Origin of the sequence: Arthrobacter sp. SLBN-100 (genome assembly GCF_006715305.1) — a bacterium.
Classification (GTDB): domain Bacteria; phylum Actinomycetota; class Actinomycetes; order Actinomycetales; family Micrococcaceae; genus Arthrobacter.
The window spans coordinates 3,920,497-3,941,650 of the sequence record NZ_VFMY01000001.1 but is presented as its reverse complement, the minus strand read 5'-3'; the positions used below and the strand labels follow the sequence as shown (position 1 = coordinate 3,941,650).

Here is a 21,154-nt window from a genome sequence, read left to right as displayed (position 1 = left end):
CCCGGGTGCGCTCCGGCGTCCTCCTGCACCGGGACCTCCTGCGCGCTCAACTGTGCACCGCCGTCGAGTCATCCACGGGCGCTTCCCCGGCTTCCGAGCCCGCGAACTGCGACATGTACAGCCGGTAGTAGGCCCCTTCGGCAGCGAGGAGGACCTTGTGGTTGCCCTGCTCCACGATCCTGCCGTTCTCCATCACCAGGATCGTGTCGGCGTCGCGGATGGTGGAGAGCCGGTGGGCGATCACAAAGCTGGTGCGGTCCGTCCGCAGCGCCGCCATGGCCTTCTGCACCAGGAGTTCGGTGCGGGTGTCAACGGAGCTGGTGGCCTCGTCGAGGATCAGCAGCGAAGGGTTGGCCACAAATGCGCGGGCGATGGTGATGAGCTGCTTTTCCCCGGCGCTGACGTTGTTGCCTTCCTCGTCGATCACGGTGTCATAACCCTCGGGCAGGGCACGGACGAAGCGGTCCACGAACGTGGCCTTGGCTGCGGCCATCACCTGTTCTTCAGTGGCGTCGAGGTTGCCGTACCGGATGTTGTCGTAGATCGACCCGCCGAACAGCCAGGCGTCCTGCAGCACCATGCCCACCTTGGAGCGGAGTTCGGACCGGCTGAGGTGGGTGATGTCCACCCCGTCCAGGGTGATGGACCCGGAGTTGAGCTCGTAGAACCGCATCACCAGGTTCACCAGTGTGGTCTTGCCGGCGCCGGTGGGCCCGACGATAGCTACGGTGTTTCCAGGCTCGGCCGTGAAGGAGAGGTTCTCGATCAGCTTCTTGTCTTCGTTGTAGCTGAACGTAACGTTCTTGAACTCAACGTGCCCGTCGGTTTTGGCCGGAAGGTGCTCCGTGGCCGTCTCGACGCCCTGTTCCTCGGCATCCAGGAATTCGAACACCCGCTCGGAGGACGCCACGCCGGACTGGAGCATGTTGGCCATGCCCGCCATCTGGCCAAGGGGCTGCGTGAACTCCCGGGAGTACTGGATGAAGGCCGTCGCGTCGCCCAGGGACATGGAGCCGGAGGCGACCCGAAGCCCGCCCACCACGGCGATGCCCACGTAGCTGAGGTAGGAGACAAACTGCATCACGGGGAAGATGATCCCCGAAACGAACTGGGCCCCGAAACTTGCCTTGTAGAGGGCCTCGTTGCGTTCCTCGAAACGTTCCAGCATGTCGGCGTCCCGGCCGAAGACCCGCACGAGGTCGTGCCCTGAGAAGGATTCCTCGATCTGGCCGTTGAGGGAGCCGGTGTTCTTCCACTGGGCGGCAAAAAGCTTCTGGCTGCGCGCGCCGATCATGCCCGCCGCGACACCGGACAGCGGCAGTGCGATCAGGGCGATCAGGGCCAGCTGCCAGGAGACGATGAACATCATGATCACGATGCCGAGGACTGTCAGGAGCGAGTTGATCAGCTGCGCGAAAGCCTGCTGGAGTGCCTGCTGGATGTTGTCGACGTCGTTGGTCACCCGGGACAGTACGTCGCCGCGCTGGCGGGTGTCGAAGTAGTTCAGCGGAAGCCGGTTCAGCTTCTTTTCGGTGTCATCCCGGAGCCGGCGGATCACCTTCATCACGATGCGGTTCAGGACGTAGCCCTGCAGCCACAGGAAGATGTTGGCAACAAAGTACATCAGCAGCACCACGGCAATAAGGAAGGACAGCTTCTGGAAGTCGATACCGCTCCCGGGCAGCAGTTCCATTTTGGAGATCATGTCTGCGAAGTTGTCCTGCCCCTGCAGGCGCAGTCCCTCCACGAACTCTTCCTTGCTGGCGCCTGCCGGGAGTTGCTTGCCGACCACGCCGCCAAAGATCACGTCCATCGCCTGGCCCAGGATCTTGGGCGCAATGACGTTCAGGACCACCGCGACCACCACCAGGCCCACCACCGCGTAGATCCCCAGTGCCTCAGGCTTAAGCAGGCCTATCAGGCGCTTTGCCGAAGGCCAGAAGTGTTCGGCTTTTTTGGCCGGCATGGCCCCGAACATGCCGCCGTCGGCTTCAGAAGGCTTGAACTCCTCTTCGAAGAACTCGTCATCCTCCACCACGCCTTCCGCCAGCCCGGCATGGAGCTGCTCCTTCACAGCCGCACCATTCACCTCGGCGACGTTCTTCTTGCGGGCGCTCATGCCATTTCCTCCACGCTCAGCTGGGATTCAACAATTTCCTGATAGGTAGGTGAGGTTTCCAGGAGTTCCTCGTGAGTTCCGCGGTCCACGATGCGGCCGTTGTCCAGGACCAGGATCTGGTCCGCTTCGGTGATGGTGGAAATGCGCTGGGCCACGATGATGACCGTGGCGTCAGCGGTGGTGCGCTTGAGCGCAGTCCGGAGGCGGGCGTCAGTGGCCACGTCAAGGGCGGAGAAGGAGTCGTCAAAGAGGTAGACCCGGGGCTTGGTGACCAGTGCGCGGGCGATGCAAAGGCGCTGCCGCTGGCCGCCGGAGACGTTGGTGCCGCCCTGGGAAATCCGCGAGTTCAAGCCGTTCTTTTTTTCCCGGACAAAATCGGCGCCCTGCGCCACCTCAAGTGCGTCCCACAGTTCCTGGTCCGTGGCTTCGGTCTTTCCGAAGCGGAGGTTATGTTCAATGGTGCCGGAGAAGAGGTAGGGGCGCTGCGGGACCAGTGCCACGCGCCTGGTGATCTCCGCCCGGTCCAGGTTGCTGGCGGACACTCCGTCCAGGAGCACCTCGCCCTCGGCGATGTCGTAGAGACGCGGCAACAGGGACAACAGGGATGTCTTCCCTGCGCCCGTGGAACCGATGATCGCGATGGTCTCGCCCGGCTTGGCGGTGAAGCTGATGTTGCTCAGCACCGGGGACTCCGCACCCGGGTACGCGAAGGTGACGTTCCGGTACTCCACCACGCCGGCGAGTGCAGCCGGGGTCTCCGGCCGTTCGGGATCGTGGATGGAGGGTTCGACGTCGAGCACCTCGCCGATGCGGTCCGCACACACCGAGGCACGCGGGATCATCATGGCCATAAAGGTGCCCATCATGACGGCCATCAGGATCTGCAGCAGGTACTGCAGGAATGCCGTCAGGGCGCCCACCTGCATCTGTCCGGAATCCACGCGCTGCCCGCCGAACCACAGCACCGCAGCCGTGGACAGGTGCAGGATCATGCCGATGACCGGGAACATCAGGACAAAAAGGGCGCCGATCTTCAGCGAGACGTCAGTGAGGTCCTTGTTCGCCTCGCCGAACCGCCCGGTTTCATACGGTTCACGGACAAAGGCCCGCACCACCCTGATGCCGATGATCTGCTCCCTCAGGACCCCGTTGATGCGGTCAATCTTCTTCTGCATCGATCGGAACAGCGGCATCAGGCGGACCACCAGGTAACCCACCACCACGACCAGGACGGGTACGGAGACCCAGACCAGCCAGGACAGGTTGATGTCCTCACGCAGGGCCATGATGATGCCGCCGATGCACATGAGGGGGGTGGCCACCATGAAGTTCAGCGCCATCAGCATCAGCATCTGCACCTGCTGGACATCGTTGGTGCCGCGCGTGATCAGGGTGGGGGCACCAAAGGCGTTGACGTCTTTGGCCGAGAAGCTGGTGACCTTGCGGAACAATGCCCGCCGCAGGTCCCTGCCCAGCGCCATCGCCGTCTTGGAGCCGAAGTAGACCCCGGCAATCGCCGTCCCCACCTGGACGAAGGCCACCAGCAGCATCACGGCACCCGTGCGCCAGATGAAGTCAGTATCCCCGCGGGATACCCCTTCGTCGATGATCCGGGCGTTCAGGCTGGGAAGGTAAAGGGCTGCGATGGTGGACGCCAGCTGGAAGAAAATGACAGCCAGAATGTACGGCGCATACGGTCTTGAGTAGCGCCGGATGAGGGTGAGGAGCATGATCCCAACTCTAGTGTTGGCCACCGACAACGCGCCGACCGCGGAGCTTATTTTCCTGTGGAATTGATTAATCCAACTCCGGGCAACGCAAACCGCCGCCAGGCACCGCTTGGTTCCGGTGCCCGACGGCGGTTTAAGTGGCCTCAGGCATGAGCCCTGCGACGCTTAGTCCTGCGGCGCTTAGTCCTGCCGTGCGGAGGCGCTGTGCTTGCCGTGGCTGGCGATGTAGAGCGCCGCGGCAGCCTGGGACTTCCGTTCCTTGAGGAGCCTGCGCTTCAGCCGGCTGAGCTCAGCCGCCGTCGCGGCCTGCTGGGCCGCCACTTCGCGCTGGGACCGCAGCTGCTCCTGGATGTCCAGCACCAGTTTCCCCAACTCCACCTGCTGCCGGGCCAGCAGGTGCTGGGTGTCCTGCAGCTTCTGCACTGTTTCGGCGGCAGTTGCGGCGGCGGTTGAAGCGGCGGCGGTCACTGCCGCCCTGGCTGCAAAGCCTCCGGCTCTTCCGGCGCTGTCCGCGGCAGGCGATGCGACCCGCTCGGCCATACCGCGTCGAACCGGACCGGCCTCGAGGCTGAGGGCAAAGGCCTCCTCAAGATCGTCCGCGGCGAGCATTGTGGAACCCGCGGCCGGCACCCGGGAGGTGCCGCCGTCGTACGCCTTATTGCCAACACTGCCCGCAGTGTTACCAGCATCAGTGCCTGCACTCTTACCGGATACGGCAGCCGATACCAGCGGCAGCTGCCCGGTCATGGCGGTAATGCCTGCTTCGCCGGCGGCGTCCGCCTGCAGGATCGCTTCCGGGGTCAGGTCCACGGTCCGGCGCAGCGGCTTTTCCTTGATGAACAGGACGGCGAGCAGGGCAACCACGCTTACAGCGGCCGAGATCATGAAGATTCCCGCAGTGGCATCACCGTAAGCGGCGCGCATAACGTCGGCCACCGGGGCGGGCAGGTCCTTCAGGTCCAGCGTTGCACTGCTGTCCCCGGAAGCCTGGATGCCCAGCTTGGTGAGGCCGTCGGTGGCCAGGTCCTTGACGTGGTTGGCCATGACGGCACCGAGGACGGACACGCCGATGGCGCCGCCGACGGAACGGAAGAAGGCAACAGAGGCACTGGCGGAGCCGATGTCTGATGCCTGGACAGTGTTCTGCACAGCCAGGACCAGGTTCTGCATCAGCATGCCCAGGCCGATGCCGAAGATTGCGGTGTAAAGGCCGGTGAGCCAGAGTTCGGTGGTGTGGTCCATGGTCCCGGCGAGCGCCAGGCCGCCGATCAGCAGGACGGTGCCGCCGATCAGGAAGCGCTTCCACTTGCCGTAGCGGCTGATGAGCTGGCCGGATGCCACCGAGCCCACCAGGTTGCCGGCAATCATGGGGAGGGTCAGCAGGCCGGCTTCGGTGGGCGAGGCGCCCCGGGCCACCTGGTAGTACTGGCCCAGGAAGGTGGAGGACCCGAACATGGCGACGCCGACGGCCACGGAAGCGACGATGGCCAGGGCTGTGGTGCGCTCGGAGATGATCTTCAGCGGGATGATCGGTTGGGAGACCTTGGATTCAACCAGCACCAGCAGGGCGAGCAGGAGGACGCCGCCGCCCACCATCACTGCGGACTGCCAGGACCACCAGTCGTAGTAGTCGGCCTTGCCGGCGAAGGAAACCCAGACCAGGAGCAGGCTCACTCCGCTGGTCAGCAGGATGGCGCCGAGCCAGTCGATCCTGGCCGGCCGCTTGATGTGCGGAACCTTCAGTGTGACCTGGAGCAGGATCAGGGCTACGACGGCGAGGGGGACGCAGACGAAGAAGGTCCAGCGCCAGCCCAGCGGGCTGTCCACGATGAAGCCGCCCAGCAGGGGGCCGCCGGCGGTGCCGACCGCCATCACCGCACCCATGTAGCCGGAGTACTTGCCGCGTTCGCGGGGCGGGATGATGGAGCCGATGATTGCCTGGGCCAGGGCGGTCAGGCCACCCATCGCAATGCCCTGGATCACGCGGGCAGTCAGCAGGAACGGGATGTTTTCTGAGAAACCGGCCATGACGGACCCGGCCACAAAGATCACGATGCTGAGCTGGACCAGGAGCTTTTTGTCGAAGAGGTCAGCGAGCTTGCCCCAGATGGGGGTGGTGGCTGCGTTTGCGAGGAGCGCCGCCGTGATGACCCACGCGAAGTCGGTCTGGGTGCCCTTGAGCTCGGACATGATGGTGGGCAGGGCGTTCGCCACGATGGTGCTGCTGAGGATAGCGGTAAAGAAGGCAGCCAGCAGGCCGGTCAGGGCCTCCATGATCTGCCGGTGGTTCATCGGGACGCCGGGTTCGTGGCGTTTGGACTGCCGCGATTCCTGCTTCCCGGCCCGGGCGCGCTCGTGCTGCCCGGTGGCGGTGACGTTAGCCATTAAGTGACTCCTCCAAAGTCTTGTCTTCATTGGTGGTGCCGGCCGCCGTTGCCCGGGCTGATTTCTTGAGCGATTCGGTGAGCCTGCGGAGCGATTTCGCCGTGTCGCCCGCGTCCTCCTCGGTCCAGTCGCTCAGGTAGTCCTGGAGGACCGCGGTCCGCTGCTCTTCGATGTTGCGGAGTCTCTCCACTCCCAGCGGCGTGAGGGCAACCAGCTGGGCCCTGCCGTCGAGGGGATCCTGCCTGCGGACCACCAGGCCCTGCTCCTCCAGGTCCGCGATGTGGCGGCTGAGGACGGGCGCGCTGACTCCCAGCCGCTCGGCCAGCCGGGTGGCACGGGTTTCCCCCTCCCCCACGAACCGCAGGACCCCTTGAAGGGCCACTCCCGTCTCCTGCCCGCGGACGTTGGCGGTGGCGATGCACCGCACCGCGCGCTGGAGATTGAAGATCTGGTAGACGAGATCCGCTGCCGTATCCGGTGCTACTGCCATTGCTTCCAGGCTCCTTACTTGTTTGCCTGAAGCAACTATATCTTAACTTGGTTGCTTTGGGAAACTAAAGGAGCCGGAGCGGGAATGCAGAAGAGTCCCGGTTGCATGTGGCAGCCGGGACCCTTCTGAGGTATTCGGTTAAAGTGGCTCGTCACTCAGCCAGGTGGGTGGGTGCGAACATTTTCAGGAGCGTTTCCACCACGACGACGTTGGGCCCGTCTGCGGCGAATCCCGCCTTCAGCGCCTCCCCCACATCCTCGGGTGCCACTTTAGTGGCCGGCACACCGAATGCTTCGGCGAGCTTAACAAAGTCGGGGCGTGCCAGTTCAGTGGCGGTTGCCTTGCCGAAGGCGCCCACCATGTATTCGCGCAGGATGCCGTAGCCGCCGTCGTCCACGATGAGCCAGGTGACCGGCACATTGTGCTGCCTGGCTGTCGCCAGTTCGGAAATGGAGTACATGGACGAGCCGTCACCTGACACTGCGAGCACCCGGCCGGGTTTGCCCAGTGTTTTCAGGCCCACCGCCGCTCCGATCGCCGCAGGGAAGCCGTAGCCCAGGCCCCCCGCACCCTGTGCGGAGTGGAACTGGCCCTCGCGGGCGTCCCAGCAGCTCCAGCCCCAGTAGGCGGCGATGGTCATGTCCCAGAAGGTCTGCATGTCCGCCGGCACTGCCTCGCGGATGTCTGCCATGAACTTCAGTTCCTTGGCCAGGTCCTGGGATTCCAGGCGGGCGCGGACTTTGGCCAGCGATTCCTGCACCAGGTCCTCCGGCGACACTCCATGCCAGTTGGGCCTGGGATGTGCCGGCTCCAGCTGCAGTGCCTCATCCAGGGCGACGAGGGCCTGGCCGGCGTCGGCGCGGATGCCCAGCCCTGGGCGGTTGGATTCCAGCACGCGGGGTTCAGCATCGATCTGGATGATGCGGCCGCGCGGTTGGAAGGTGAAGTAGTTGGAGGTGACCTCGCCCAGGGATGAACCGATGACCACCAGGACATCGGCGTCCTCCAGCACATCGGTCATATAGCGGTCCTCGATCCAGGACTGCAGCGACAACTCGTGGGTCCAGGGGAAGGCGCCGTTGCCGCCCGGAGTGCAGATGACCAGGGCGCGAAGCTTCTCCGCGATGGACAGCAGGGCCTTCTCCGCCTTGCCCCGGCGGGTTCCGCCGCCGGCGATGATCGCCGGCCGCTCGGCCGCCTGCAGCCATTTCACCGCTTCGCGGACCAGCTCAACGCGCGGCGGGTTGTCCGCCGCTTCCGCGAGCGCGTCCTCCACCGGCGGAACCATGATCGGATCGAGCAGGACGTTCTGCGGGATTTCGATCCACACCGGCCCCTGGGGCGAGGAGATCGCCTCGGTCCAGGCGTCCTGGATGGCGGACGGGATGCCGGATGCATGCTGGATCAGCCGCTGGCTCTTGGTGACGTTGGCGGCCGACGCTTTTTGGTCATCGAGCTGGTGCAGCATGCCCTTGCGCCGGGCGCCGAGGCCTTCCAGCGGAATCTGGCTGGCCACCACCACCATCGGCACACCTGTGGCGTACGCTTCCTGCAGCCCGGCCAGGGACGTCAGCGCCCCGGGGCCGGTGGAAAGGAACAGAACCCCCACTTCACCGGTGGCGCGTGAGTAGCCGTCCGCGGCGAAGGCGGAGTTGTTCTCCACCCGCGAGGAGACGAACTGCAGGTTTCCCCGGCCCATCGCGTCAAACAGTCCCAAAGCGTGTTGCCCCGGGATGCCAAAGACGGTCTTGGCGCCCAGCGCCTCGAGGGTCTCGACGACGAGGTCCCCGCCGTTGCGTGCACCTGTCCCTGCGTTGCTCCCTGCACCCGCGGCCGCCGTCCCCGGATCGGAATCGATCATTCGTGTTACTCCTTGCCGGCAGCTGCGAAGCCTGCCGGGCGGCGGACTTCCTGGCCGAGCGCCTGGGCTGCGTAGCCAGTTTCCGCTCCGAAGCGGTCACCGGGTACGGCGTTGTCCGCCATCAGGGTCACCAGTTCGTAGGCGACGTGGCTGGCTGCCACGCCGGTGATTTCAGCGTGGTCGTAGGCGGGAGCTACCTCCACGACGTCGGCGCCCACCAGGTTCATACCGCGGAAGCCCCGGATGATTTCGAGCAGTTCGCGGCTGGTGATGCCGCCGGCTTCCGGGGTGCCGGTACCGGGAGCGTGGGCTGGGTCCAGGACGTCAATGTCCACCGAGATGTACAGGGGACGGCTGCCGATCCGGTCGCGGACCTTGGCCACGGTTTCCAGGACGCCCTGGTAGTAGACGTCGGCTGAGGTGACGATGCCGAAGCCAAAGCGGTGGTCGTCGTCGAGATCCTTTTTGCCGTACAGCGGGCCGCGGGTGCCGATGTGGCTGATGGCTTCGGTGTCGAGAATGCCCTCCTCGACGGCACGGCGGAACGGCGTGCCGTGGGTGTACTCGGCGCCGAAGTAGGTGTCCCAGGTGTCCAGGTGCGCGTCGAAGTGGAGCATGGCGATGGGTTCCCCGGCGCGTTCGGCGGCAGCCCGGAGCAGGGGCAGCGCGATGGTGTGGTCCCCGCCCAGGGTCACCAGTTTGCTGCCGGCGCCCGTCAGGTCCAGGGCGTTCTGCTGAATGGTTTCGATGGCTTCGTTGATGTTGAACGGGTTGACTGCCATGTCCCCGGCGTCGGCCACCTGGATGTTTTCGAACGGGCTCACATCCCAAGCGGGGTTGTAGGGGCGCAGGAGGCGGCTGGCTTCACGGATATGGTTTGCGCCGAAACGCGCCCCCGGGCGGTAGGAGACTCCGGAGTCGAAGGGCACGCCCACCACGGTGACATCTGCTTTTTCCACCTGGTCAAGGCGCGGAAGGCGGGCGTAGGTGGCAGCCCCGGCGTAACGGGGGATGCGGGATGAATCGATGGGGCCAAGGTTGCCGTTGGCTTCGATGCGCAGCTCTTCCAATGGAGGCCTCTCCTTCGCGGAGTTCAGGGACTGATATGACTGCCATCATACAGCTTGTTTTCATATGTGCACCACATGTTTACCAATGACGCTTGTCCCGGCTTTGGCACCGCACACGCGTACCCTCCCGCCCCGTTACTCCTCCCTCCGTTTCAACCTGGTCCTCGTCACCCCCGGAACAACGCGGCCACACTTCTCAAACAAGCGGGCCCGAGAAGAGCAACCGGGCCGGAAGGTACGGGCAAGGCTGATACGGGTTACCCACATAGGAGTAAAACCGCTGTCCGAGTGCGCGCCATGCGGCCTGCAATGTGTTCATGGACATCCTCGAGTACCTCGTGCACGCCGGTGGAGCAGCCCGAACTGGCCAACTTCTCGATGCCGGCTATTCAAGAAGGAATATTGCCGGGCTGCTGAAGCTAGGGGCCAGGCAACCGCGGCGCGGGATCTTCCTGGCTCCAGGCTGCAACGAGGAGCTGGCAGCAGCCCTCCACCACAACGGCAGGCTGACGTGCGCCAGCGCTGCCGCCCATTACGGACTTTGGATCCGGAACCCGCCGGCCCAACTGCACCTGGCTTGCAACCACGGTCACGGCGCGGGGTTCATCCGGCATCGCACCACACGTTTCCCCTCAGACCAGCTCCAGCCCTTCGCGGCAGTGGAGGACGTCGTGCTGCACGGACTGGGCTGCCTGCCGCCGCCGGCGTCCACCGCCCTTGCCACCTCGGCCATCCGGCTTCATGGGGTGCCGGTGGAACTCCTGAAGGACCAGCTCCGTGGAGACCGGTCGGCGCCGGCTCTGCGGACACTTCGCGTGCTGGACCTGCGGGCCGAGTCAATTGTGGAGGTAGACGCGCAGCACCTGTTCCGGACCAACGGCATCGGCTTTGAACCGCAGGTGTTCCTGCCTGGCATCGGGCGGGTTGACTTCCTCCTGGACGGCTTCCTCATTGTTGAGATTGACGGTTACGCATTCCACTCACAACGGGCGGACATGCTCAGGGATAGGGACCGGAACAACTCATCAACCGTCAAGGGTTACGCCGTTCTTCGCTATATGCCCGAGCACATCTGGTTCAACCAGCAACAAGTTTTGGACGACATCCAAGCGGCGCTCGCGCTCAGAACCGCCCGGTCCAGCTGAAAGCGGACGCTCCAGCCCGGTTGCCTCGAGCGGTCTATGCGGGAGACTGGCGAGCGCCGCGCAGTTTCGGGGAGGGTGAACCTGGGTGACTGCACGAACCGGGGAGGAACGCACAACGGCAGAATCAGCGGCTCGCGGCGGGAACCAGGACCCAGAGGACCTCGACGGGCTTGTCAGTCGGGTTGACCCAGGTGTGCGGCTCGCGGCCGGGGAAAGTGACGGTATCCCCGGCGCTGAGGTCGTACTGCTCGTTGGTGAGGATCAGCCGGATATTGCCCTTGATCACATGGAGCACGTCAACGTCGCAGTCCACCGCGTAGAGCTCGGACTCGCCCCGGCCGTGCGGCTCGATGCAGGCCTGGATGATCTGGATACGCCGCTCCGAACGGGCCGTCAGCAGCCGCTCGACGATCCCCTGGCCTCCGAGCGAGATCCGCGGCCCTTCGTTGCGCTTGGTGAGGTGGGTCTCCGGCGCGGCAAACAGGTCTCCAATGGAAATCGACAGGACCTGGCAGAGTGTCACCAGCGACGCGACCGACGGCGACGTCAGGTCCCGTTCCACCCGGCTGAGGAACCCCTTGGTAAGCCCGGTGGCGTCAGCAACCTGCTCGATGGTGAGCCGCTGGGACTGCCGTGCGGCCCGGATCCTGGACCCGATGGCAACGGGCACGTTGCTCGGCTCAACTGGCAGTGCCTTCATCTGCGTACCTTTCATGGCCGGCAGCCCGGCCCCCACTCTGGAGCAATACTAATAGCGAGCCGCTTCTGTGACGCGTCTGATGGCGGGCGTGGCTCCGGGCACCAGTTTCCCCTTGACTGTACGGCCTGCTCACCTCGGCCGTGGTTTATGTAGCGGTTTCCCTGCTGACGAAGCCCACCGAGCCCGAGGTGGTGCGGAACTGGCAGCGCCGTGTCTTCCGGGCAGGAGACCCGGGAGGCTTCCAGGGAAGCAGTCCCCCCTGGCTGCAGCTTCAAGGACACGCGCGACGGCGGCACCTCCTTTCGCTTCCCAGCGAAGGAAGGTGCCGCCGTCGTCCGTTCTATTCGGTGTCGTTCTCTTTAGTGCGGTTGTATCCAGTGCCTATTTATTCAGGCTCGCGGACCTCGTCCGGGTCCAGCGGGACCACCCGGTCCTCGGCGTCTATCACTACAGGAGGCGCCTGGACCACAGGTTCTTCCGCGTCCAGGAATTCATCCTCGGTGTCCCAGTCCTCATCGCTGACAGGTACATCTTCGGCGTAGTCGTAAGCAGGATCGGCTTCTACGGATTCAAGGTGGGGCATGTCCGGGTGCTGTCCGGTGGTGTTCATGGTGCAACCTCCGTTTGTTCGCCACTGACGTGCTCGTTCCTGTGGGCGCTGGCCGGCGCCCACACTTTCATCACAGCACCGGAGGGTGCCACGGTCAAGGGTGGGCGACCAGCCGCCCGAGCCCTCAAAATCAGCTGGATTTTGAGGGCTGCCGAAACTCCGGAGTAAGGGCAGCCAGCCGAAAAACCGCCGAATTCCGCGGTAAGCTGGCTGGGCAATGGGGCCACATTCATGCCCCGTCCAGCCCAGGAGTTTTCGTGTCGCAGCACGCCCATCCCAACCATCAACAAGCCCCAGCCAGGGAAGGGTCCCAGCCCACGCCCTCGGACATCCGCCGCTGGCGCCAGTACCTGGCCGACGAACGTGCAGAGGCCGCCGTCTATCGGGATCTGGCGCAGAACCGGCAGGGCGAAGAGCGGGACATCCTGCTTGCACTTGCGGAAGCAGAGGGCCGGCACGAGGAACACTGGCTCCGCCTTCTGGCGGGGCATGCAGGGAAACCGCGTCCGGCCTCCCTCCGCAGCCAGCTGCTGGGTTTCCTGGCCAGGCACTTCGGTTCGGTCTTCGTCCTTGCCCTGGCCCAGCGCGCCGAAGGCCGCTCCCCTTACGCCAAGGACCCCAACGCCACCGAGGCGATGGCTGCCGACGAGCAGATCCACGAGGAAGTGGTCCGCGGGCTTGCCACCCGGGGGCGGAACCGCCTGGCAGGCACATTCCGCGCCGCCGTCTTCGGCGCGAACGACGGCCTGGTCAGCAACCTCTCCCTGGTGATGGGCATGGCGGCGTCCGGCGTGGCCAGCAGCGTGGTGCTGCTCAGCGGCATCGCCGGGCTTCTGGCGGGAGCGATGTCGATGGGTGCCGGCGAATTCATCTCCGTCCGCTCCCAGCGGGAGCTCCTCGCAGCCACCCGCCCCACGCAGATCACCCTGGCGGCGGCGCCAAAGCTTGACCTCGAGCACAACGAACTCCTGCTCGTATACCTGGCCCGGGGAATGTCGCAGGAAGCGGCCCAGCACCGGGTGTCCGAACGCACGGGCCTCCTGTCCTGCGACTGCGACCCCAGCCTCTCCCTCCAGCCGGAGCTGCCGGACGCCGAGGACGAGCACCAAGCCGTAGGGACCGCCTGGGGAGCGGCACTGTCCAGCTTCTGCTTCTTTGCCTCCGGCGCCATCGTGCCCATCCTGCCGTTCATCTTCGGGCTGACCGGAGTACCTGCGCTCGTGGTGGCCGGCGTGCTCGTGGGCCTTGCCCTGCTGGTCACCGGCGGCATCGTCGGTCTGCTCTCCGGAACATCACCCCTGACCCGCGGCCTGCGCCAACTCGCGATCGGACTTGGCGCCGCTGCCGTCACCTACCTGCTGGGGCTGGTCTTCGGCACCGTTGTTGGTTAGCGCATTTTGTTGTTTGGCAACCGATCTTTGGCAGTAGGCTCCATTAGCAGTAGGACTCACTGACAGCAGTGGATCAAAGGGGACGCATTGGGGGTGCAGTAGTGGAGGGCCAGCCGCCGCGCCATCCCGGAAGACGGGCGCGCGTTGGAAGCACCGGCGCCCTTCGGTTCGTGTTCACGGGTGCCCTGTTCTCCGCAGCACTGTTCGGCGCCGCAATGGTGCTGGACAACCCGCGGTTCAAGGATCTCCTTGATATCCGGCTCGGCCCTGGCGGCCAGCAGGAGGGGCCGGCACAGCCCACCGGCGAAGCTGGTTCGAATGCACCGGCCGAGGCACGGACCGGAGCCCCACCGGCGGGACTTGAAGAAGCGGAAGTGCCCTTGGGTGAGCCCGTGCCGCCGGCTGTGGGAAGCGACTCGTACAAGTTCCTTGCGGTCAACGGCGACGGCAGTCCCGTGGGCTACTCCCCCTGCCGGCCGCTGCACTATGTGGTCAACGATGACCTGGCCCCGGCCGGCGCGCAGCAACTGGTTTCGGACGCGATCATCACTATTTCCGCCGCCACCGGCATCACCTTTGTCTACGACGGCACCACGAGTGAGCAGCCTTCACCGCAGCGGCCCCCGTACCAGCCTGACGAGTACGGCGAGCGCTGGGCGCCGCTGCTCATCGCGTGGACCACCCCGGAGGTTGCCCCGCAGCTGAAGGGGAAAGTGATCGGCACGGGCGGCAGCACCCATTACGGCTACGACGACGGCCCCAAGACGTTCGTAACCGGCGGCCTCGACCTGGACGCGGCGCAGATCGCTGACGACCTCCTGGATCCGGACGGCCATCTCTACGCCACAGCCGTGATCCTGCACGAGCTCAGCCACGTGATGGGGCTGGACCACGTGGCTGATCCCACCCAGCTGATGTACCCGGAGATTGGCACTCCGGAGGGCCTGTCAGCCGGCGATCTCAACGGCCTGTACGAGCTGAGCAAAGCGCAGTGCCGGAAGGATCTGTAACCAGTTCCGGACCGGCTGCAGGAATCGGTCCGGGCGGTCAGCCGCGCAGAACTGCCACGGCGTCCTCCACCGAGTCAACGAGGAAGATCCGCTCTTCCATGGACCGTCCCGCTGCCAGGCTGCGGAGCATGGGCCACGCCGGGTACTGATGCTCCCAGTGATGCTTGCCCACCAGCACCATTGGGGTAACCTTCAGCTCCGGAGCGTAGTAGTTCTCACACGCATCCTGGAAGATCTCCTGGACCGTTCCAGCCGCTCCGGGCAGGAACACAATGCCGCCGTGGCAGAGCTCCAGCAGGATGGCTTCGCGGATGGCGTTGGCGAAGTACTTGGCGATGTGCGTGGCGAAGTAGTTGGGCGGCTCGTGACCGTAGAACCAGGTGGGGATCCCCAGGGACGTTGTTCCTCCGGGATAGCGTTCGACGACGGCAGCCGCCGCGCGAGCCCACGCGGACACCGAGGGACGAAAGCCCGGGACGGAGGCGAGCGTCTGAAGCGCGGCCTGCAGCGCGCCGTCGTCGGCTTGGCTGAGGTAGGCGCCAAGGTTGGCAGCCTCCATGGCGCCGGGCCCGCCTCCCGTCCCCACCATGTGGCCGTCCCGCGCCAGCAGCCTGCCCAGCAGTGCCGCCTGGGCGTAGTCGGCACTCCCCCGCTGGGCGGCGTGCCCGCCCATCACGCCCACCATTTTCCGGCCCGACCAGCCGTCCGACCGGTGAAGCTCGTCCAGCGCATCGCCAATGGCATGGTCGTGGAGGGCCGAGGCCAGGGTGGCATCCAGCCGGTGCCGCAGCCCGGGCTGGATGCTCCACTGGTAGATCCTCGCGTCCGGCAGTTCTTCGTACGGCGAATCCGCGAGTCCCTCGTACAGCTCCTGCGGCGAGTAAAGCCCGGCCCGGTAGGGGTTGAAGGGCACGCCCTCGACGCGTGGGAAGATCAGGGCGCCCCGGCGGCGGAGCCCGTCCTCCATTCCCTCGTCAAAGGTGCAGCCCAGGAAGATGGCGCCCTCGACCCGGATTTGGCTCAGCGCGGCAGACCGCCCGCGGAGGTCAAGGGACTGGGCGTGCCAGCCATCCATGTCCTCGGCTCCAGAGCTGACCAGCCGGTCGAAGCTGGCCAGGTCCTCCACATCGAGGATGCGGGGGCTGGGCCCGAGTTTTCCGGAGGGATTCACCGCCACCCCTTTATGGTGCTCATCCACCCAGCGTAGGGGAACCAAACAACGCGGGGTCAGATGCGGCCCATCCGGAGTCCCGGAGAGGGCCGCATCTGACCCCGCGTTGGGATCGGAAGCGGCTTGTTAGGCGGGCAGTCGTGCGGGACTTCACCGCCGCGGAACCGCCTGCTACGATCGAAGAGGAAAGTATGTCCTATCAAGAGAACATATAGTGGCAAAGCGGCCGGTTGTGCCTTAGCGGATCGGGCCCGGAGCTGCAGCCTAGAACAGGAATGAAACGTGGCGAACAACCTCGGTCTCATCATCGACCGCTCCTCTCCAGTGCCCCTCTACCACCAGGTGGTGCAGGGTATCGAAGCCGCGATCTACAGCGGGGTACTGGAACCGGGCAGCCGGCTGGAGAATGAAATCGACCTCGCCGCCCAACTGAACCTTTCCCGCCCCACCATGCGCAAGGCCATGGACGAGCTGGTCCGGTCGGGACTGCTGGTTCGCAAACGTGGGGTGGGCACGCAGGTGGTCTCCAGCCAAGTGCGCCGCCCATTGGAGCTTTCCAGCCTCTATGACGACCTCACGAATAACGGTAAAAAGCCCACCACGGACGTTTTGAGCTTCGCCCACGTAGAGGCGGACGAGGCAACCCTGGCAACACTCCAACTGCCGGCCGGATCCAAGGTTTACCACTTCACCCGGCTGCGGAAGGTGGGCGGCAAGCCGTTGGCACTGATGGAGAACTGGGTACGTGATGACATCGCGGCCATGGATGAAGCCATGCTGGCCGCCGAAGGCCTATATTCGATCCTCCGCCGCGGGGGCGTGAACTTCCGCCTGGCCACTCAGCGCATCGGCGCCATGACCGCCAACGACTACCAGGCCTCCATGCTGGACGCCGCACCCGGATCTGCACTGGTCACCATGGAACGCACCGCCGTGGACGACACCGGCCGGCGGGTGGAAACGGGACAGCACGTGTATCGCGCCGATTCCTACAGCTTTGAAATGACACTCGTACAGCGCTAACCGCAAGGAGCAAAACCTTATGGCCAACTGGGTCTATCCGCTGGGCACCGCCACTGACGGTAAATGGGACGTCTCGATCGGAACCTCCGATTCCTCCCTCACCGTGGAGGGGTGGGCACACACCGGACTGAAGGTCGCCACACTCGCCGCGGGGGCCGCCGTCGAACTTCCCGCCGCCGGTGAGGAACGTATCGTGGTGCCCCTCAACGGATCCTTCACCGTGACGGTGGATGGGACCGGGTACCCCCTGAAGGGCCGCGCCTCGGTGTTCCAGGGCCCCAGCGACGTCCTGTACTCCGGAACCGGGCGGGGCGTGACCATCAGCTCTGCGGACGGCGGGCGGGTTGCCGTTGCAGCGGCGCCCGCCAATGCCTGGTATCCCACCCGCCTGGTGACCGCGGCCGAAACGCCCGTGGAGCTGCGCGGGGCCGGCAACTGCTCCCGCCAGGTCCACAACTTCGGCACTCCCGCCGCGCTGGAAGCCGACCGGTTCATCGTCTGCGAAGTCCTCACCCCCGCTGGCAACTGGTCCTCATACCCCCCGCACAAGCACGACGAGGAGAAAGACGGCGAGACCCACCTCGAGGAGATCTACTACTTCGAAACCCAAGTGGCAGCCGGTTCCGCCGCACCCGCCGACGCTGACGCCATCGGCTACCAGCGGGTCTACGCCTCCGACGAGCGTCCCATCGATGTCTCGGCGGAAGTTCGCACTGGCGATGTTGTGCTGGTCCCCTACGGCTGGCACGGCCCGGCTATGGCGGCGCCGGGCTACGACCTGTACTACCTGAACGTGATGGCAGGCCCGGGGCCGGTGCGGGAATGGCTGATCAGTGACGACCCGCACCACGGCTGGGTCCGCCAGAGCTGGGATGGCCAGGATATCGACCCGCGGCTGCCGTTCGGCGCCTGAACCGGCTGCCCGCGGCCGGATGGCATAGTGGCATGTTGTGAAGCAGAGTTCCGCCGCGCCCCGGCCGGTCACCATGGAGGACGTAGCGCGCGACGCCGGGGTGAGCCGCGCCCTGGTGTCCCTGGTCATGCGCGAGTCGCCCAACGTGTCGCCCGGCAAGCGTGCCGCCGTGCTGGAAGCCGCCGCCGCCCTGGGCTATTCCCCCAACCGGTTGGCGAGCCGTCTGGCCAGCCACCGCACCAAAACCCTGGGCGTCCTCTTCCTTGACCTGCACAACTCCGTCTTCGCCGATATCTATGACGGCATCGCGGAAGGACTGGCTGGCAGCGGCAACCAGGTGATGGTCGCCGTCGGCTCCGCTGATCCACGAACGGAACTTGAAGCCGTCCGGTCCTTCGTGGACCTGCGGGTGGACGGTGTGCTGCTGGCCGGCTACACCGGCACATCCGGTGAGTTGGCGGCTGCCCTGCGCGGGACCCCCGCCGTCGTCATCACCCGGGAGATGGAGGTCGACGGCGTCGATTCCGTCCTGACCGACGACTTCCGCTCCGGGGCGCTTGCGGTGGAGCACCTGTACGGACTGGGGCACCGGCGCATCGCGCACATCGATATCTCTGACTGGCTTCCCTACACAGCCCGCAGGGAAGGCTACCTGCACGCCATGAAGCAGTTCGGGCTCGAGCCGATGCTGGTGCACAGTGACATGACCGAACGCGGCGGACGGCAGGTGATGGAGAATTTCCTGGCCAACCGCACTGCGCTGCCTACTGCAATTTTTGCCCACAACGACCTCACGGCAATTGGCGTTATGGAGGCCCTGCACACCCATGGGATGGCCGTTCCGGATGACGTGGCCATCGTGGGCTGCGACAACACCGAGGCGGCCGCCTCACCGCTGATCGGGCTGACCTCTATCGATCAACACGCCGGGGAACTTGGCCGTTTAGCGGCGCAGGTGATGCTGGACCGGGTGGCCAATCCTGGCGGGGAACCCATAACCCGCACACTTCAGCCCGCCCTGATGGCCCGCAGGTCCACCGCCGGGAGCCAGGGTTCCAAACGGCACGCCGGGGACTGAGACGAAAGATGCCCCGCGGGGCTTCTCAGCGGGGCATCTTCGGCCTGGCTCTCAAAAAGCAGGCTGTTAATGAGCAGTACTTTTACGGGCGGGCTGCTAACGAACCGGGCTGGCAGCCTCCGGCTTCTGTCCGGCAACGTTCTTGAAGTAGTGCTCCAAGTCCTCAAGGCTCTTGTCCTTGGTCTCCGGAACATATTTCGCGGCGAAGGCGATGGCGCCAACGCCCAACACGGCAAACACGAAGAACGTGTTGGAGAGCCCGATGGCTGCCAGGAGTTGTGGAAAGCCGAATCCCACCAGGAAGTTCACGATCCACAGCAGGAAGGCCGAAGCACCCATGCCCAGGCCGCGCATTTTCAGCGGGAAGATCTCGGAAAGCATCAGCCACGTCACGGGCGAGATCGCCCCCTGCTGGAACGCCAGGAACGTGACCGTCAGCGACAGGATGACAAAACCCCGGGCGGAGCCCTCCGGCAGGATCAGCGAGAACAGGCCGATCAGCAGCAGCGCCGTCGTCGTGCCTGCCTGCCCGGTGATCAGCATCCTGCGGCGTCCCACCTTGCCCAACAGCCAGATGCCTACGAACGTGGCGAGCACGGAGATGGCACCGTTGGCGATGTTGGCCGTCAGCGCAGCCTCCCGGCCGAAACCGGACTGGGCCAGGATCTGGGTTCCGTAATACATGATGGAGTTCACGCCCGTGATCTGCTGGATCACGGCCAGGCCCAAGCCCACGAAGAAAATCCTGCGGAGCCACGGGATGCCCAAGTCCTTCCAGGAGCCCATCTTGGACTTGTAGTCCTCCACGGCCATGGCCTTGACGTCTTCGAACTCCCTGCGCGCCTCCTCCTGCGACCGGATCCGCTGCAGCACGCTGAGCGTTTCGCCGAAGCTGCCGATCGAAGCGAGCCAGCGGGGGCTCTCCGGCATGAAGTTCATCCCGATCCACAGCGCGATGGCCGGCAGGGTTGCGATCACCAGCATCCAGCGCCAGATGCCGTGGGACTCCCCGAACGAGTTACCCAGATAGGCGTTGAAGATGAAGGCCAGCAACTGCCCGGTGACGATCATCAGTTCGTTCTGCGTGACGATCCGGCCGCGCCGGTGGCTCGGCGATACCTCGGCCAGGTACACGGGAACGGTCACCGACGCCCCGCCAACGGCGAGCCCCAGCACGAACCGGGCGGCGATCATCACTTCGGTGCTCGGGGCAAACGTGCAGGCGAGGGTGCCCACCAGGAAGATGACCGCAAGAACCATGATCATCTTGCGCCGGCCGTTCCGGTCCGCCAGGCGGCCGCCGAACAGTGCGCCGAAGGCGGCGCCGAACAGGAGCGAGGATGTGACCAGGCCTTCGGTCAGCGGCGTCAGGCCCAGGTCCTCCTGCATGTACGGCAGGGCACCGTTGATCACGCCGGTGTCGTAACCGAAGAGCAGGCCGCCAAACGTGGAGATGATGGTGACTGTCCGCAAGGCCCGCTGATGGTTGGCGGCGGGCCTTGCGGCTGGATCAGCGGAAGCCGGCGAACTCATAGGCTGACCTTCTGGACGTACTGCTTCATGGTCTCCAGCTGGTACCGGGAGACGTCCTCGGCGTTCTCGTCCTCGGCAAACACGCTGGACACCATGACGGTGTCGTCCCGGTCCAGGAAGCCGATTTCCTTCAGTCCGCCGAAGAACTCGTCCCAGTTGACGTCGCCGTCCCCAATCTTCAGGTGCTGGTGGACGCGGACCGGGTTCCCGGGCGGGTTGGTGATGTAGCGCAGCCCGTGCGAGGCGTGGTGGTTCATCGTGTCCGCGACATGGACCAGGCGCAGCTTGTCACCTGCCGCCCGCAGGATGTCCAGCGGGGAGTTCTTCATGTGGAAGCTGTGCGAGGCCACATAGACCATGCCCACATTCTTTGAGTTCAGGCCCCGGATCACCCGGATGGCGGCGAGGCCTTCTTCCACGAAGTCGTCCGGGTGCGGGTCGATCAGCAGGTCGATGCCTTCACGCTCAATGATCGGCAGCAATTCTTCCATGGAGCGGTAGAAGGCGCGCTCGGACTCTTCTGCTTTCTCCGGCCGGCCGGAGAACTCCGTGTTGATGGTGCTGACGCCGAGGTCCACAGTGATCTGGATGGCGCGCTTCCAGTAACGGACCGCGGCTTCGCGGGCGTCCTCGTCGGGACCGGACCAGCGGAGCACCGGGAGGACCGATGCGATTTCGATTCCCGCATCCCTGCAGGCCTTGTTCAGCTGCCCCACCAGTTCGTCGTCCGCCTTGGGGTGGTTGAAGAACGGGATGAAGTCCGCGTGCGGGGTCATCTGCATGTACTTGTAGCCAAGGTCCGCTACCACCCTGGGGAACTCAAGCAGGCTGTGCGAGTGGTGGAACGGGGTGGGGTCAAGTGCGATTTTCACGAAAAACACTCCATTGTGGATCAGTCAGGGGAACTGGAGGAAGGGGACGGGTG

At 65.2% G+C, this 21,154-nt stretch carries 17 protein-coding genes; 6 read left to right on the top strand and 11 right to left on the bottom strand.

The features are described 5' to 3' along the window. Window positions 1-46: 46 nt before the first annotated feature. The 6 genes from FBY31_RS18170 to speB all read right to left on the bottom strand — a co-directional run bounded on the left by FBY31_RS18170 (window position 47) and on the right by speB (window position 9,655). Window positions 47-2,119, bottom strand: a complete 2,073-nt coding sequence (locus FBY31_RS18170) for an ABC transporter ATP-binding protein (RefSeq protein WP_142043869.1) — start codon at window positions 2,117-2,119, stop codon at window positions 47-49. Further along, the gene (locus FBY31_RS18165; protein WP_142043867.1) at window positions 2,116-3,849 is read right to left on the bottom strand and encodes an ABC transporter ATP-binding protein; all 1,734 of its coding nucleotides are present in this window, start codon (window positions 3,847-3,849) and stop codon (window positions 2,116-2,118) included. Before FBY31_RS18165 ends, FBY31_RS18170 begins: the two co-directional genes overlap by 4 nt. Window positions 3,850-4,029: 180 nt before the next feature. Then, complete coding sequence (locus FBY31_RS18160) at window positions 4,030-6,234, bottom strand: MDR family MFS transporter (RefSeq protein WP_142043865.1); 2,205 nt, start codon at window positions 6,232-6,234, stop codon at window positions 4,030-4,032. Continuing rightward, window positions 6,227-6,724: a MarR family winged helix-turn-helix transcriptional regulator gene (locus tag FBY31_RS18155; RefSeq protein ID WP_142043863.1), complete on the bottom strand. Its 498-nt coding sequence runs from the start codon at window positions 6,722-6,724 to the stop codon at window positions 6,227-6,229. The genes FBY31_RS18160 and FBY31_RS18155 overlap by 8 nt, the downstream gene beginning before the upstream one ends. A 151-nt stretch (window positions 6,725-6,875) precedes the next feature. Continuing rightward, entirely contained in the window at window positions 6,876-8,585 is a 1,710-nt protein-coding gene (locus FBY31_RS18150; protein WP_142043861.1) for a thiamine pyrophosphate-binding protein, read from the bottom strand. Window positions 8,586-8,590: 5 nt separating this feature from the next. Continuing rightward, window positions 8,591-9,655: an agmatinase gene (gene speB, locus FBY31_RS18145; RefSeq protein WP_142043859.1), complete on the bottom strand. Its 1,065-nt coding sequence runs from the start codon at window positions 9,653-9,655 to the stop codon at window positions 8,591-8,593. Window positions 9,656-9,972: 317 nt separating this feature from the next. Between speB and FBY31_RS18140 the strand changes: the two genes are divergently transcribed. After that, complete coding sequence (locus tag FBY31_RS18140; RefSeq protein ID WP_142043857.1) at window positions 9,973-10,800, top strand: endonuclease domain-containing protein; 828 nt, start codon at window positions 9,973-9,975, stop codon at window positions 10,798-10,800. A 124-nt stretch (window positions 10,801-10,924) separates the two neighbouring features. Here FBY31_RS18140 and FBY31_RS18135 read toward each other — a convergent pair whose 3' ends face one another. Together FBY31_RS18135 and FBY31_RS18130 are read right to left on the bottom strand one after the other, a co-directional pair. After that, the gene (locus FBY31_RS18135; protein ID WP_142043855.1) at window positions 10,925-11,500 is read right to left on the bottom strand and encodes a helix-turn-helix domain-containing protein; all 576 of its coding nucleotides are present in this window, start codon (window positions 11,498-11,500) and stop codon (window positions 10,925-10,927) included. Window positions 11,501-11,885: 385 nt separating this feature from the next. Next, window positions 11,886-12,110 (bottom strand): hypothetical protein, encoded by a 225-nt coding sequence (locus tag FBY31_RS18130; RefSeq protein WP_142043853.1) that lies wholly within the window; start codon window positions 12,108-12,110, stop codon window positions 11,886-11,888. 257 nt (window positions 12,111-12,367) lie between these two features. On the opposite strand from FBY31_RS18130, the gene FBY31_RS18125 reads away from it, so the two are divergent. Beyond that, window positions 12,368-13,501 (top strand): VIT1/CCC1 transporter family protein, encoded by a 1,134-nt coding sequence (locus tag FBY31_RS18125; protein ID WP_142043851.1) that lies wholly within the window; start codon window positions 12,368-12,370, stop codon window positions 13,499-13,501. A 68-nt stretch (window positions 13,502-13,569) separates the two neighbouring features. Beyond that, window positions 13,570-14,511 carry a matrixin family metalloprotease gene (locus FBY31_RS18120; protein ID WP_442858190.1) on the top strand — a complete coding sequence of 314 codons (942 nt, stop codon included), beginning with the start codon at window positions 13,570-13,572 and terminating at the stop codon, window positions 14,509-14,511. 37 nt (window positions 14,512-14,548) lie between these two features. Here FBY31_RS18120 and FBY31_RS18115 read toward each other — a convergent pair whose 3' ends face one another. Continuing rightward, on the bottom strand, window positions 14,549-15,682 hold the full coding sequence (locus tag FBY31_RS18115) for an LOG family protein (protein ID WP_142043849.1): 1,134 nt from the start codon (window positions 15,680-15,682) through the stop codon (window positions 14,549-14,551). 282 nt (window positions 15,683-15,964) lie between these two features. On the opposite strand from FBY31_RS18115, the gene FBY31_RS18110 reads away from it, so the two are divergent. The 3 genes from FBY31_RS18110 to FBY31_RS18100 are packed head-to-tail and all read left to right on the top strand — an operon-like array spanning window position 15,965 to window position 18,696. Continuing rightward, window positions 15,965-16,705: a GntR family transcriptional regulator gene (locus FBY31_RS18110; protein ID WP_142043847.1), complete on the top strand. Its 741-nt coding sequence runs from the start codon at window positions 15,965-15,967 to the stop codon at window positions 16,703-16,705. Window positions 16,706-16,724: 19 nt separating this feature from the next. Beyond that, on the top strand, window positions 16,725-17,618 hold the full coding sequence (gene iolB, locus FBY31_RS18105) for a 5-deoxy-glucuronate isomerase (RefSeq protein WP_142043845.1): 894 nt from the start codon (window positions 16,725-16,727) through the stop codon (window positions 17,616-17,618). 37 nt (window positions 17,619-17,655) lie between these two features. Beyond that, window positions 17,656-18,696 carry a LacI family DNA-binding transcriptional regulator gene (locus FBY31_RS18100; protein WP_142043843.1) on the top strand — a complete coding sequence of 347 codons (1,041 nt, stop codon included), beginning with the start codon at window positions 17,656-17,658 and terminating at the stop codon, window positions 18,694-18,696. A 96-nt stretch (window positions 18,697-18,792) separates the two neighbouring features. On the opposite strand, the gene FBY31_RS18095 is transcribed toward FBY31_RS18100, so the two are convergent. Together FBY31_RS18095 and FBY31_RS18090 are read right to left on the bottom strand one after the other, a co-directional pair. Next, a complete protein-coding gene (locus tag FBY31_RS18095) occupies window positions 18,793-20,229 on the bottom strand; it encodes a sugar porter family MFS transporter (RefSeq protein ID WP_142043841.1) in 1,437 nt (478 codons plus the stop codon). After that, window positions 20,226-21,101, bottom strand: coding sequence for a sugar phosphate isomerase/epimerase family protein (locus FBY31_RS18090; protein WP_142043839.1), 876 nt, complete (start codon window positions 21,099-21,101; stop codon window positions 20,226-20,228). The genes FBY31_RS18095 and FBY31_RS18090 overlap by 4 nt, the downstream gene beginning before the upstream one ends. Between the last annotated feature and the right edge of the window lie 53 nt (window positions 21,102-21,154).